This is a genomic window from Octadecabacter sp. SW4, assembly GCF_008065155.1.
In the GTDB taxonomy this organism is placed as follows: Bacteria; Pseudomonadota; Alphaproteobacteria; order Rhodobacterales; family Rhodobacteraceae; genus SW4.
In genome coordinates this window covers 2,300,860-2,314,449 of the sequence record NZ_CP042819.1, presented here as the reverse complement: position 1 = coordinate 2,314,449, position 13,590 = coordinate 2,300,860, and the positions used below count along the sequence as shown (strand labels likewise).

Genomic DNA, 13,590 nt, shown 5'->3' with positions numbered 1-13,590 from the left:
ACGAGGAGAGTCCCGGATGAGTGACACATCGCAACGCAAACGCCGCTCGGGTGGCCGCGCCGCCAATACCGCCCGCCGCGGCGCGCAACTGTTCAAACAGATGCCGTTCAATCCGCCGATCAATATCGACCGTCCGACCGAGCCGTTGGACGAGGGTGGTGTTCAGGCGATTCACGATGGCGCGATGCGTATTCTCGAAGATATCGGAATCGAGTTTCTGAACGAGGAAGCGCTGGAAATCTTCAAAAAGGCGGGCTGCACCGTCAACGGCACGAATGTGCGGATGGGGCGTGACTGGGTCATGGAAATGCTGGCCACGGCACCGGCACAATTCACCATCACCCCGCGCAACCCCGACCGGGAAATCACCATCGGTGGCAAGACGATGCTGTTTGGCAATGTGTCGTCGCCGCCCAATTACTTCGACCTTGAAATCGGAAAAAAGGTCAGCGGCAACCGTGAACAATGCGCCAATTTGCTGAAACTGACCCAGTATTTCAACTGCATCCACTTTGCGGGCGGCTATCCGGTGGAACCTGTCGATATCCACGCCTCGGTCCGGCATCTGGACGTGGTGCACGACAAGCTGCTGCTCACCGACAAGGCCTGCCACGCTTATTCCTTGGGCAAGGAGCGGGTCGAGGATGTAATGGAAATGGTGCGTATTGCGGGCGGGCTGAGCGAGGAAGAATTCGCCGCCAGGCCGCATATGTATACCAACATCAATTCCACAAGCCCGCTGAAGCATGATGTGCCGATGATTGACGGTTGCCTGCGCGCCATTCGCAAGGGGCAGGCGGTGATTGTCACGCCGTTCACCCTTGCGGGGGCGATGGCGCCGGTCACCATGTCGGGCGCCGTGACCTTGTCGATTGCCGAAGGTCTGAGCGCGATTGCCCTGTTTCAATACGTCAAACCGGGGTGTGCCTGTGTCATCGGCACCTTCACCAGCAATGTCGATATGATGTCTGGTGCCCCGGCCTTTGGCACGCCCGAATACATGCGTGCCACGCAGATGACCGGTCAGATGGCGCGGTTTTACGGGCTGCCGATGCGCGCCAGCGGTGTATGTGCCGCCAATGTGCCGGACGGGCAGGCGATGTGGGAGACATCCAACAGCCTGTGGTCGGCGGTGCAATCGGGCACGAATGTGGTCTATCACGCGGCTGGCTGGCTCGAGGGCGGGCTGATCGCCAGCCCCGAAAAATTCATCATGGATTGCGAAATCCTGCAAATGATCCAGCGCTATATGGACCCCGCCATTACCGCCACGGGGCCAGATGAGATCGCCGTCGAGACCATCCGCGAAGTTGGCAGCGGCGGGCATTATTTCGGTGTGCAGCACACCCAGGATCGCTATGAAACCGCGTTCCACCAGCCGTTCATCAGCGACTGGCGCAACTTTGAGGCATGGGAAATCGCAGGCGGCGTCTGGACGGCCGAGCGCGCCCACAAGATGTTCAAGAACATCATCGCCGAATTCGAAGCACCGCCGATGGACATCGCTATCAAGGAAGAGCTGGCCGCCTTTGTGGAGCGCCGCAAGGCCGAGGGCGGCGCGCCAACCGATTTCTAGGGCGCAAGACAGGTTTCAAACTGGTCCGCCAAGCGGGTCAGCATCGTGGCGTAATGATCCGGCCCCGGCGCGATGTCGCCGCCAAGCACGTCGACCGGCACCAGCCGCACATCGGCCCCTTCACCGACCAGTGCGGCCCAGCGGGGATCGACCTGCGGGTCGATCAGGATGCAGGTGATGGCTTCGACCTGGAGGGTCGTTTGAAGACTGGCGATCCTTGTTGCACTGGGCGTTTGCGCATCCGACAAGGCAATCGCGCCGCTGCTGGGCAGATCAAACCGGCGTGCGAAATAGCCATAGGCATCGTGTGACACCAGATAGGGCGTGCCGCGCAGCGGAGTCACACGGGCGTCGATATCAGCCACCAGACTCGCTAGGCGCGCGCGGGCTGCGGCGGCGTTGGCAGCGTAGGCGGCGGCGTTTTCGGGGTCAGCAGTGGCCAAGGTGTCGGCGATCTGCGTCAGCCAAGCCTGCGCGACTTCGGGGTCAAGCCATGCATGGGTTTCGGTATCGCTGTGAACATCCTCAAGGTTATCATCGTGGCCCTCTTCGGTGCCAACCGCCTCCCATCCGTCGGTGTCCAGCAGGGTCAGCACCGACACGTCATCGGCGAAGTTTTCGATCGGATCCAAGAGCCACGGCGTCAGCCCTTCGCCAACCCAGATCACGACACCGGCGTCATTGAGGGCGCGTGCATCGCTTGGGCGCAGGGCGTAATCATGCGGCGAGGCACCGGCGCGCAGCAACAATGCCGGGTCGCCAAGGTCGCCCATCACCTGTGCCACCAGGCTGTGCACAGGGGCGATATCGGCCACCACATTGGGTGTTTCGGCCCGTAAGGCGGCTGGGAAGAACATTAGAAAAGGGAGGGAAAAGCGCAGCATGGGAACCTCTTGCGAATGGAGTGCGCGGCCGATATAGAGGATATGTTATAACGTAACAACCCCTAGGTTTGCGATGGCCCGCCACGACACATCTGAAACGCCGCTTGGCTTTGTTGCGCATGATCACAGCGCCTGCCAGTCCGGTGCCTTGGCGGCGGCTGATCGGCGATGCGCCGCGCGCGGGGTGCAGTTCACGCCCGTGCGCCGCCGTGTGCTGGAAATTCTGCTGGAATCCCACGAGGCGCTGGGCGCCTATGACGTTCTGGCGCGTCTTGATGCCGAAGGATTTGGGTCAAAGCCGCCGGTGGCCTACCGCGCCCTGACGTTTCTGGTCGATCAAGGATTCGTGCATCGGATTGAGCGGCTCAATGCCTTTATCGCCTGCACCGACCCCAACGAAAGCCACAGCCCCGCGTTCATGATCTGTCGCGCTTGCGGCACCGTCGCCGAGGCCCGCGCAAAGGCCCCCTTGGGTGACAGCGCAGCGCGCAGCGGTTTCCAGATTGAGCAGACCGTGATCGAAGCTGAAGGGCTGTGCCCCGACTGCCAGACTGGTGCACGTCCATGAGCCTGCTGACGCTGACCGGGATCGAGGCGCGCCATAGCGGCGGCGCTGTCTTGCACAACGTCACCCTGGCTATTGAAAAGGGCGAGATCGTCACGATTGTCGGCCCGAACGGGTCGGGGAAATCGACTTTGTTGCGGGTGATGATCGGCGCGCTGCAACCGACCAAGGGCACCGTTGTCCGCGCCCCTGATCTGCGGATCGGCTATGTGCCGCAAACCCTGCATATTGACCCGACCTTGCCGATGACGGTGCGCCGGTTTCTTGATCTGCCCAAGCGGGTGCGCAGCAGCGATGCCTCTCAGGCGCTTGAAAAGGCTGGGGTTTCGGGGGTGGGGCAGCAACAGATGGTGACGCTTTCGGGTGGGCAGTTCCAGCGCGTGCTGCTGGCCCGCGCGATCCTGTCGCGCCCCAATTTGTTGCTGCTGGACGAGGCGACGCAGGGGCTGGACCAGCCCGGTTCGGCCAGTTTCTATCGCCAGATTGACGCGGTGCGCCACGAGCTTGGCTGCGCGGTTGTCATGGTCAGCCACGAATTGCACGTGGTGATGAGCGCGTCGGACCGTGTGATCTGTCTGAACGGGCATATCTGCTGCGAAGGCACGCCCGACGTCGTGACCGCCGCGCCGGCCTACCGCGAATTGTTCGGGACGGGGACCAAGGGGGCGCTGGCCCTTTACCGCCACGACCATGATCATGATCATGACCACGACCACAAGGATCACGCCTGATGCTCGATGATTTTGTGATACGCGCGGTGCTGGCTGCGGTCGGCACCGCCCTTGCTACAGGCGTGCTGGGCTGTTTTGTCGTTTGGCGGCGCATGGCCTATTTCGGCGATGCCACGGCCCATGCGGCGATCCTTGGGGTGGCCTTGGCGCTGGCGTTTTCGTTTTCGATTTTCACGGGCGTGCTGGCCGTGTCGCTGGCCGCGTCCTTGCTGGTCTTTTCCCTGAGCGGGCGGGGGGTTGCGATCGATACCTTGCTGGGTGTCGTGTCGCATGGGGCGCTGGCGCTGGGGCTTGTCGCGGTGTCGCTGGTACCGGGACGGCGCATTGATCTGGATGCCTATCTGTTTGGCGATGTGTTATTGGTCAGCACGACAAATCTGGCGGTGATCTGGGGCGGGGCGGTGATTGTCAGCGCGGTGCTGTGGCGCCATTGGACGGCCCTGCTGACAGCCACGGTGTCACCCGATCTGGCGCATGCCGCAACGATCAATCCGCGCCGCGAACAATTGATCCTGACCTTGCTGCTGGCGATGGTCGTTGCGGTGTCGATCAAGGTGGTGGGCGCGCTTTTGATCACTGCATTGCTGATCGTTCCCGCTGCCACCGCCCGCGGCATGGCGCGCACCCCCGAAGGCATGGCGGTGCTGGCGGTCTTGATCGGCGTGCTCTCGGCGCTTGGTGGAATGGCCCTGAGCTTGCGGTTGGAAACACCCGCTGGCCCGTCGATTGTGACCGTTGCTGTGATGCTGTTCGCGCTTGGCACCATTGCGACGCGGCTGCGCGCCTAGGCGTCGGTGTCGATCCAGATCGTGACGGGGCCGTCGTTGGTGAGGGCTACCTGCATATCCGCCCCGAAACGCCCCGATTGCACCGGGATTCCAAGGGCTGCAAGGGCGGATTTGAACGCCTCGTAAGCCGCGTTCCCGGCCTCGGGTGCGGCGGCGGTGGAAAATCCGGGGCGATTGCCGCGCGATGTGTCGGCCGCCAGTGTGAACTGACTGACGACCAGGGCGCTGCCACCAATATCGGTCAGGGACAGGTTCATCTTGCCCGCGCCATCGGAAAAAACGCGCAGTTTGCTGATCTTGGCCGCAAGTTTCGCGGGCAGGTCGGGCGTGTCACCCTGCATGGCGCAGACAAGGATCAGCAGACCGCGATCAATAGCGCCGATCGGTTCGCCTGCGACCAAAACGCTGGCGGCGCTGACGCGCTGGATCAGTGCCCTCACAACTCGTGCGCCCAGGGCGGGTTGGCGCCCGCGCGGCTGACAGTCACTGCGGCGGCGTTCACCCCCATCGTCAATGCGGCGGTGATCGTGGCCGGATCAAGCGTGGCGATCTTTTCCTTGGTCAGCACACCGCGCTTGTGCAGTGCTGCCAACAGGCCCGCATTGAACGTGTCACCGGCACCAACCGTATCGACGACCTGCACCACATTTGACGGCACGAAGATATTATCGGCAGAGGTGAAACCGGTCACACCCTTGGCGCCTTCGGTGATGCAGACAAGGCGCGGACCCATCGCCACGATCTTGCGCGCCAAATCGGTGATATCGCCCGCACCCATCAGCCAATGCAGGTCTTCGTCCGACAGTTTCACGATGTCGGCGGCGCGCAGCATCCGGTCAATACGGGCGCGGTAGCGGGCTTCGTCCTTGATGAAGGAGGGGCGGATATTGGGGTCAATCATCGTGACCTTGGATGCGCTTTCGCGTAGCATCAAAGCCTCGTAAGCGCCACCACATGGGTCAACCACAAGGCTGATTCCACCAAAAAACAGCGCGTCTGCCGTGACGCTGGGAAGGTCATCAACCGCAAGCATCCGCCCGGCTGTGTTTTCATCGTAAAACGCATAGGTCGCCTGACCGTTCACCAGTTTGACAAAGGCCACCGTGCAGGGACGGTCGCTGATGTGGCATAGACCGTTTGCAACGTTGCTCTCGCGTAGCGATTCCAAAAGGATGTCGCCCAGAAAATCCGAACTGATCCCACTGAAAAAGCTGGCAGGCACGCCAAGCCGCCCCAGCGCAATCGCCGTGTTGAACACCGCCCCCCCCGCATAGGGGGCAAAGGCGGGTTCGCCCGCGTCTGATGTGCGCGGCAGCATGTCGATCAGGGCTTCGCCACAGGACAGAATCATTTGCGGTCTCCGGTTCTATTGGCTGTTAGCGATAACATATCCTGCGATCCCTGCAATGATCAGACCAAAGATCACGGCCATCGCGATCTTGATTGCGGAATAGGGGCGTTCGCCCTGGACGCGCCCTGTGCGACCATTGACGACAAAGCGATAGGTCTTACCACGATATTTATAGGCGGCCATCCAGACGGGCAGCAGAATATGTTTGAACGTGACATCGCTGATCTGGGTGTTGATCCCGTGCACGCGCTGGCGGTCACCGCCAATGTCGAATTTCACGTCCCGCAGGATCACGCGATCCATATGCGCGCGAGCCTCGCCATAGCCTTGGTCCAGTTCCACCTGATACCCCTCGGCGCGGAAACCGGCCAGATATTCAGGACGGTAGGGTTCCAGCGCGGCTAGATCCCAGGGTTCCAGCCCGTCGGTGTATCGCTTGGGCAAGGATTTCGAGGCCAGCACCAGCACATCATCAAAGAACCGTGCAACGCGGCCCGATGTATTGCGCCACCGGGTCTTGCGCACGCGCACCTGCGTGCGTTTGCCATCCCGCATCACGGTTTTTGTTTCGTAGTAATCGGTCCCGCGTTCGCCGCGATACTGGCTTTTGGTGTCCGCATCAAAGGTCCAGTAGGGCACGTAAATGCCGTTCATCGCGCGGCCTTTGCGGGCATATTGTTTCACACCGTTCGGGGCAAACCACAGGCTGCCCAGCCAGTTGGTCAGATTATTGCGCGCCTCGCGTTCATCCAGTGCAAAAGGCAGCAGCCCCTTTGGTTTGATGTAACGATGCAGCCCGGTATCCGTGACCACGGGCGTGGCGCAGAACGGACATTCGATTGCATGGGCGGTTTGATCGATTTCGATCTGCGCGCCGCAATTGGGGCAGGATACCACGCGGATTTCTTCGATTTCGGCATCCGGAAGCTGATTGTCGAGGGCCGCGCGAAAGTCCAGTTCGCGGATCGCACCGCCGCGATAATCGCCTGCCGACAAGGCTTGGGTGTTGCCGCAATGATCGCAGATCAGGCGGTTTTCCCCCGGATCAAAGCGCATATCAGCACCGCATTGATCGCAGGGAAAGCGGTGTTCTTCGACGGGGGCAGGCGTATCGTATGGCGCGGTGGTATCACTCATGTCCGAGACATATCAACGCTTGGCGGCTGACGCCATATCCGGCGCGCATTTCACAAGAAACGATGCAGGATTTTCGGGGCCATGATCCGCAAGGCGACGTAAAGGCGGGTGCGGCGGGCAGATAGTTTCAGTGTGTTGATGTTCGGTCACGATAGCGCCCGAGCAACAAAGGGATAAGACTGTTGCGCCAGACATCGCGGTCAACCATGCCCGAGGACATGCCGCCATTTTCTGAGAAGAACGCCCTTACAGGTATTCGCTGGGGCGCATCGGCAAGCGAACAGCCGATCAACCCTTCGATCCGTGTGGTAAGGGCTGTTTCAAAGGCGGCACTACTGTCGGGCAGACCTGATTGATCAAAGTGGATTTGCAGCGCGTCCCAAAGGACCGGATCACCCTGCAACCCCCAGCGCACGCTGGTGCGATCAAACAGGGCAGGGTGATCCGACATTGATCCTACGCCCCCGGTGGCGGGGGCGGCATCACCGTGAACAGCTGCGCCAGCTCGGCAACGTCATCGGCGGTTTTCCAGCCATCCTGCCCGGCAGTCCAGACGTGGGTTTCGCGGGTGACTTCGCCCTTAGCGACCATCTGACCCATCGTGGCGCGCGAAAACGGCCCCTTGGTCTTGCCCGCTTCAGCGATGTGCCAGACTTTTTCGACGGGCGGTGGCGGGGGCGCGACAGGGGCAACAGCAGGCACCGCCCCCCAAGGGCCAGCCATTCGGCCCGCCATCGCCATACCCATGCCTGCGCCCAGTCCCGCACCCATCGCGCCGGATGCTTCGCCGCCCTGACGCAAGGCTTCGGCGGCGGCATATTTCATATGCGCGTCCAGATCGCCCGTCAGCCCGCGCGAGGTGCGGGTATCGAGCGCTTTTTCCACCGCAGGCGGTAGGGAGATGTTTTCGATATAGAGCTCAGGGATGGAAATACCGTAAGCTGCGACCGTGTCGGCAATCGCACCAGCAATCAGCTTGCCCAGATCGGCGGTGTTGGCAGCCATATCCAGCACCGGAATGCCCGAGGCGGCGATCACGCGGGAAAACTCCTGCACGATGATATTGCGCACCTGATAGCTGATCTCGTCCATCGTGAATTCGCCGTCCGTGCCGACGATTTCGGTCAGGAACTTGGCGGGATCGGTGACGCGCACGGAATAGGTGCCATAGGCGCGAATACGGGTCGGGCCAAATTCGGGGTCGCGCAGCATGATCGGGTTCTTCGTGCCCCATTTCAGATCGTTGAACCGCGTCGTATTGACGTAGTAGATTTCCGATTTGAACGGGCTTTTGAAACCATGATCCCAGTGTTGCAAGGTCGTCAAGATGGGCATGTTGTTGGTTTCAAGCATATAAAGGCCCGGCGTGAACACATCGGCCAACTGGCCTTCGTGCACGAACACTGCCGCTTGCCCTTCGCGCACGGTCAGCTTGGCGCCATACTTTATCTCGTGGTCCTCGCGCTCGAACCGCCAGACCATCGTGTCGCGGGTATCGTCGGTCCAATGAATGACGTCGATAAATTCGCCGGTTAGAAAATCGAGAATGCCCATGTTTGGCTCCCTTCCAGTGTGAAATCGGTGGTGTCCATCAACTTGCCCCCTCCGCCATCAATTCCCGCGCGATCACCCGTGCGATCGGCGCGGCCTCGGCGGCGGTCATGCCGTTTTTCAGGCGCGGATCATACAGCATTTTCAGCAGCATTTCGTCGTGGGTTGTCAGTAGGCCGAATTCTTCGTCGTCGTTGAAAATCGACGGGCGGGCCTGCGGGCTGTCATTTGCCAGGCCGAGCCCTTGGGCGATTTCCTCGTGGATGCAGGCAAGGCGCATCAGATCGGGGTGTTCACCACGGATCAGCGCGATGGCGCGGGAATAGCTGGCATCTCCGCCTTCTGAAAAGGCAACCACAAGGCACAGGGTGTCGCGCGGCAGATCAATGATCGCCCGCATCGTGGAGGCGTCCATATTCGGGACAAGGGCACGCAATTGCGCCTCGTAACCACGCCGGTCGTTTTCGTTCAAAATCAGGACGTTGAAATTGGCGTTATTGCTGGTGGGTGTGATTGACAGCCCGGTCAGACGCGCCAGGCGGTCGGCATAAGCGCGCACGGAATCTGTGTCGGCGACGCGCTGCGCCTCGGGGATGCTATCACCAAAGGTAATGTCCATCCGGATCGGGCGTTCCCAGCGGCGCAGGTTACTGATGGTCGGCTGGGCGCGAAACCCGCCGCCGTCAGCGACATACTCGTCAAACAGCGCAATACGCACGAAGTTGCGTGCCAGCATCGTGTCGGTAAAGGGCGTGTCCGGCCCACCACCGTCGGTGCGCAACAACCCTTGGGCCAGCAGGTCATTTTGCAGGCGTTGATAGTGAATCCGCAGGGCGGCACTGTCCGCGTCCACCTGATCGGGCGCAAGGATCGGGGCAGGCATGGCCGGCATCGGCTCAAACAGCCGGTCAGGGCGCGAAGGGGGGCGGGCATCGGGTCGACAGGCAGCGATTGTTCGCAGCCCATCAATCCGACCAGGGCCGCGAGGCCCAAACCGCGCAGAACCGTGCCTGCGATGTTTCCCTTGCGGCCCAACCGTTTAGTCCGCGCCTGCGGCCGTGCCGATGGTGTCGCCGGTGCCCGTGCCACGTGCCTTGGCGGCAGACAGCGTTGCCTTGAGTTCGGCCTCCATTGTCTGCAGTTCCTTTTCGGCCTCGGCGCGCTTGCGCTTGCCTTCGTCCGCGATTTGCAGGGATTCCTCGATGGTGCCGATCAGGTCGGCGTTGGCCTTTTTGATCGCTTCGATATCGAATACGCCGCGTTCCATTTCGGTGCGGATCATCTTGTTGGCGCTGCGCAGGTTTTCAGCGTTCGCGGTCAGCAATTCATTGGTCAGGTCATTGGCGTCGCGCACCGCCACGGCGGCCTCGGCACTACGCTGGATGGTGACGGCCTGCGCCAGTTGCGTTTCCCACAGCGGCACGGTGTTGATCAGCGTCGAATTGATCTTGGTGACCAGCGATTTGTCGTTTTCCTGCACCAGACGGATCGAAGGCAGCGATTGCATCGTTACCTGACGGGTCAGTTTCAGGTCGTGGACCCGGCGTTCCAGATCGTCACGTGCGGCGCGCATGTCGCGCAGTTCCTGCGCCTTCATCACGCCCTGTTCTTCGGGGGCTTTTTCGACTTCGGCGACCTTGGCGGGAATGGTTTTCTCGTCCAGCTCTTTCAGCTTTTCCTCGCCAGCGGCAATATACAGCGCAAGTTCGTCGTAAAACGCCAGCGTCTTGTCATAAAGCACATCAAGGCTTTCGATGTCTTTGAGCAGCACATGTTCGTGGCGCAGCAGATCGTCCGTCACCTTGTCAATCTGGCCCTGCACGGTTTCGAAACGGGCGGCGAATTTTGCGGCAGGCGCCATGCGGCCAAGCAGCCTTTCCCACCACGAGCGTTTGCGGCGCACATCCAGTTCGCTGACGTTGAAACCGCGGATCGTGGTGACGATCTGGCGCAGGCTGTCACCGGCAGGGCCGACATCCTTGTTGCGCACGCCTTGCAGCATGGATTGGCTGATCACCTGCAATTCCGACTGGGCTGATGACCCGAACGAGATGATCGAATTGGTGTCTGACATGTCCAGTTCGGCCATGCGCTTGGTGATTTCAGCGCCGGTTTTCTTGTTTGCGCTTTCAAGGGTCACCAGCTCGTTCTTGGGCTCGGCCAGAACCACGGCGGTGACTTTTTCGACCTCGGCCAGCGTGGCTTGGGCTTTTTGCATATTGTTCACAACGGTATCAGACATAATGTCCCCCTTTACTGACCCTTACAGGCCTTCGCGCTGCAACCGATCGCGCAGCACCTTGATTTCAATGTCCATGTCACTGCGGTCGTCCAGCAACAGCTTTTCTGTTCGTGCGGCGAAATTCTGCTCAAGATCGCTCAGCAGGGCTTCATAGTCGGCACGCGCCACGTCGTCGCGATTGCGCTTGTAGACATCAACGAACTTGACCGAGGCATCGCGCGCACCCATCAGATAGACGCCCAGAAACTTGCGCGCGCCCGTCAGGTCGCGCGGGTCTTCTTCGACTGTGCGGATCATCCGGCGGGCGGCGGTTTGAAAGGCAGTGACGCGCAGATCAAGCGGGCGATCATTGAGCGTGGCAATATGGTCTTTCATGGCGCGCAAATAGGCCTCGGCCTCGTCCACGACGCGGGCAACGCGGTCTTGCTGGAAGGTGTCGATGCCGTCCATGCGCTTGTCTTTCAAGGGGTCGATGCCGAACGCCGTGATGTGCAGGGCGCCAGCGATCAAGGCATAAAGACCGCCCGCAATCAAATTCGGGTCAGTCGCATAGCTGGCCAATCCGGCCCCAAGACCCGTAGCCACAGCGGCAAATATCTTGCGTGGAACAGCGGGGCGGCGGGCAACCTTGCGCGCCTCATAGGCCGCCGTCGCGCGTAATCCGTCCCGCAGCAACCACGCACCCAGTGTCAGCAAGCCGGCGGCGACCAGCCCAATGGCAAGGCCCGTTGCCCCTTCGTTGAGCGAGGTAAACACAAGGATCACCGGCGGCACGAAAAGTAAATTCGCGCGCGCGCCCGCGGCATCGACCTTGCGTTCGTCAATGACTTCGGGCGCGGGGGCGCTTGCAGTGTTCGGGCTATGTTTGCCGCCAAAGCGTTGTGCCATGCCTAAAGCCCCGCAATCCAGCCGGTCGAAATGCCAAGCAGAAGCAGCAAAAGCGCGCCGTATGCCACATTCTTGATCATGTCTGTGCCCCCAGTTGCACCGTATCAGCCCTAAGATAGTCCGTGGCGCGCGCGTTTACGAGTGTTCTTGCAGCGCGGCGCGTTCGGCGTTCAATTTGCGGCTATAGCCCGATTGCAGCACTTCGACCGCAACCAGCACCACAACCGAGAAGTAAAAGGTGGATTTCGACATCGGGATGATTTCGCGGCCAAAGACCTTGAGCGCCTCGGCCTTGGCCTCCTCGTAGGGCACGCCCATCGCCTCAAGGCCATGCACCGCCGCCTGCCCACTTTCGCCCAGCAGCACAACGCCGACGATCAGCAGGATAAACAGGCCCAGAACTTCATACATGCGGTTCTTTTGCAGGAAATTGGTAACACCATCCGCCAGCAACAGCATGGCCAGCCCGCTGAGGATGATTGCGGTTGCCAGGATCGGGAAGACATCGGTAATCGCAATCGCCGACAGCACGGAATCAAACGAGAAGATCAGGTTCATAAAGACGATCAGCAAGACGACCTGCGTCGCCGATTTGCCCGACTTCCCCTCGACATCGTGCGCAAGCTTTTCAATCGACAGCATGTGCCCGATTTCCTTGACGGCCGTATACATGATGAATGCCCCGCCGACGATGAACACGACAGTAGCAAAGTTGACGCTGCCGGTGATCACTCCGTCCCATTCAAAGGTATAGAACGGCGCGTTCAGGGCATTGAGAAGCTGGATCATCACAAACAACAGGATCACACGCAACGCCACGGCGATGATGATGCCCCACGTGCGCACGGCCTTTTGCTGGGCCACCGGCGCGCGCTGGCTTTCGATCGAGATATAAAGCAGGTTATCAAAGCCCAAAACCGCCTGCAAAAAGCAAAGCATGATCAGGTTTGTCGCGTTTTCCAGTGTCAGCAGGTCGGCCATGATATGTCCCCAAATGTCGCGTTGGGGTTAAAATGCACAGACTGGCATATGGCACAAGGTTCAACTGCGCGAGCTTTTCCCCCTATTGGGGGCAGATTTGGCGTTGCGGGGCGTTGGCTTGCCGATGTTGCGCCGCGTGCGTTGCGGTTGCGGGCGCTCGGACAGGCCAAGCTGGTCGCGCACAACGCGCGATTTCAGTTCCTCGACCGCGCCCTGTTTCAGGTTGCCCAGTTGGAAAGGGCCATAGCTGACCCGGATCAGCCGGTTCACGGCCACCCCGATCGCCTCCATCGCGCGACGGATTTCACGGTTCTTGCCCTCGCGGATGGCCACGGTCAGCCAGGCATTCGCCCCCTGTTGGCGGTCAAACGTGACCTCCATCGGCTGATAGGTGATCCCCTCAAAGGTGATCCCCTTGCGCAAAAGATCGAGCTTGGCCTCGCTCACCGCGCCATTGATGCGCACACGGTAGCGGCGCAACCAGCCGGTGCTGGGCAGTTCCAGCTTGCGCTTTATTTCGCCGTCGTTGGTCAGCACCAGCAAGCCTTCGGAGTTGATATCCAGACGTCCCACCGACATCACGCGGGGCATATCGGCGGGCAGCGCGTCAAACACGGTCTCGCGGCCCTTTTCATCGCGCTCGGTCGTCACAAGGCCGGTGGGTTTGTGATAAAGCCAGATGCGTGGCGGATCAGGCTCGCCCACAGGTTTGCCATCCACCAAGATCCTGTCTTTGGCGGTGACATTCAAGGCAGGGCTGTCGATCAGTTTGCCATTCACCTGCACACGACCCGCTTCGATCATGCGCTCGGCCTCGCGGCGGCTTGCGATACCTGCACGGGACAGGACTTTGGCGATGCGGTCGCCCGGTGTGGGGGTGTCGGTCATGGGCCAGC

At 60.8% G+C, this 13,590-nt stretch carries 15 protein-coding genes; 4 read left to right on the top strand and 11 right to left on the bottom strand.

Annotation, left to right across the window (positions count from 1 at the left end):
• Positions 1 to 16: 16 nt before the first annotated feature.
• Positions 17 to 1,576, top strand: a complete 1,560-nt coding sequence (locus FTO60_RS11395) for a trimethylamine methyltransferase family protein (protein ID WP_148056072.1) — start codon at positions 17 to 19, stop codon at positions 1,574 to 1,576.
• On the opposite strand, the gene FTO60_RS11390 is transcribed toward FTO60_RS11395, so the two are convergent.
• A complete protein-coding gene (locus FTO60_RS11390; protein ID WP_148056071.1) occupies positions 1,573 to 2,460 on the bottom strand; it encodes a zinc ABC transporter substrate-binding protein in 888 nt (295 codons plus the stop codon). The two genes, FTO60_RS11395 and FTO60_RS11390, sit on opposite strands and share 4 nt — an antisense overlap.
• Before the next feature lie 73 nt (positions 2,461 to 2,533).
• On the opposite strand from FTO60_RS11390, the gene FTO60_RS11385 reads away from it, so the two are divergent.
• The 3 genes from FTO60_RS11385 to FTO60_RS11375 are packed head-to-tail and all read left to right on the top strand — an operon-like array spanning position 2,534 to position 4,544.
• Positions 2,534 to 3,028: a Fur family transcriptional regulator gene (locus FTO60_RS11385; RefSeq protein ID WP_148056070.1), complete on the top strand. Its 495-nt coding sequence runs from the start codon at positions 2,534 to 2,536 to the stop codon at positions 3,026 to 3,028.
• Positions 3,025 to 3,756, top strand: a complete 732-nt coding sequence (locus tag FTO60_RS11380) for a metal ABC transporter ATP-binding protein (RefSeq protein WP_148056069.1) — start codon at positions 3,025 to 3,027, stop codon at positions 3,754 to 3,756. Before FTO60_RS11385 ends, FTO60_RS11380 begins: the two co-directional genes overlap by 4 nt.
• Positions 3,756 to 4,544, top strand: coding sequence for a metal ABC transporter permease (locus tag FTO60_RS11375; protein WP_148056068.1), 789 nt, complete (start codon positions 3,756 to 3,758; stop codon positions 4,542 to 4,544). Before FTO60_RS11380 ends, FTO60_RS11375 begins: the two co-directional genes overlap by 1 nt.
• Here FTO60_RS11375 and dtd read toward each other — a convergent pair.
• The 10 genes from dtd to FTO60_RS11325 form a co-directional block, all read right to left on the bottom strand.
• A complete protein-coding gene (dtd, locus tag FTO60_RS11370) occupies positions 4,541 to 4,984 on the bottom strand; it encodes a D-aminoacyl-tRNA deacylase (protein ID WP_148056067.1) in 444 nt (147 codons plus the stop codon). The two genes, FTO60_RS11375 and dtd, sit on opposite strands and share 4 nt — an antisense overlap.
• Positions 4,981 to 5,895, bottom strand: a complete 915-nt coding sequence (locus FTO60_RS11365) for a carbohydrate kinase (protein WP_148056066.1) — start codon at positions 5,893 to 5,895, stop codon at positions 4,981 to 4,983. Before FTO60_RS11365 ends, dtd begins: the two co-directional genes overlap by 4 nt.
• A 15-nt stretch (positions 5,896 to 5,910) precedes the next feature.
• Positions 5,911 to 7,032, bottom strand: a complete 1,122-nt coding sequence (locus FTO60_RS11360) for a primosomal protein N' (replication factor Y) - superfamily II helicase (RefSeq protein WP_148056065.1) — start codon at positions 7,030 to 7,032, stop codon at positions 5,911 to 5,913.
• A gap of 127 nt (positions 7,033 to 7,159) precedes the next feature.
• Entirely contained in the window at positions 7,160 to 7,483 is a 324-nt protein-coding gene (locus FTO60_RS11355; RefSeq protein WP_148056064.1) for a MobA protein, read from the bottom strand.
• A 5-nt stretch (positions 7,484 to 7,488) separates the two neighbouring features.
• Entirely contained in the window at positions 7,489 to 8,586 is a 1,098-nt protein-coding gene (locus tag FTO60_RS11350; protein ID WP_148056063.1) for an SPFH domain-containing protein, read from the bottom strand.
• A gap of 37 nt (positions 8,587 to 8,623) precedes the next feature.
• Positions 8,624 to 9,475 carry a DUF2927 domain-containing protein gene (locus FTO60_RS11345; protein ID WP_148056062.1) on the bottom strand — a complete coding sequence of 284 codons (852 nt, stop codon included), beginning with the start codon at positions 9,473 to 9,475 and terminating at the stop codon, positions 8,624 to 8,626.
• A 147-nt stretch (positions 9,476 to 9,622) separates the two neighbouring features.
• A complete protein-coding gene (locus FTO60_RS11340) occupies positions 9,623 to 10,825 on the bottom strand; it encodes a toxic anion resistance protein (RefSeq protein WP_148056061.1) in 1,203 nt (400 codons plus the stop codon).
• Between the two features lie 21 nt (positions 10,826 to 10,846).
• Positions 10,847 to 11,713, bottom strand: coding sequence for a 5-bromo-4-chloroindolyl phosphate hydrolysis family protein (locus FTO60_RS11335; protein ID WP_148056060.1), 867 nt, complete (start codon positions 11,711 to 11,713; stop codon positions 10,847 to 10,849).
• Between the two features lie 135 nt (positions 11,714 to 11,848).
• The gene (locus tag FTO60_RS11330) at positions 11,849 to 12,694 is read right to left on the bottom strand and encodes a TerC family protein (protein WP_148056059.1); all 846 of its coding nucleotides are present in this window, start codon (positions 12,692 to 12,694) and stop codon (positions 11,849 to 11,851) included.
• Positions 12,695 to 12,754: 60 nt separating this feature from the next.
• Positions 12,755 to 13,582 carry a pseudouridine synthase gene (locus FTO60_RS11325; RefSeq protein ID WP_148056058.1) on the bottom strand — a complete coding sequence of 276 codons (828 nt, stop codon included), beginning with the start codon at positions 13,580 to 13,582 and terminating at the stop codon, positions 12,755 to 12,757.
• Positions 13,583 to 13,590 lie beyond the last annotated feature (8 nt).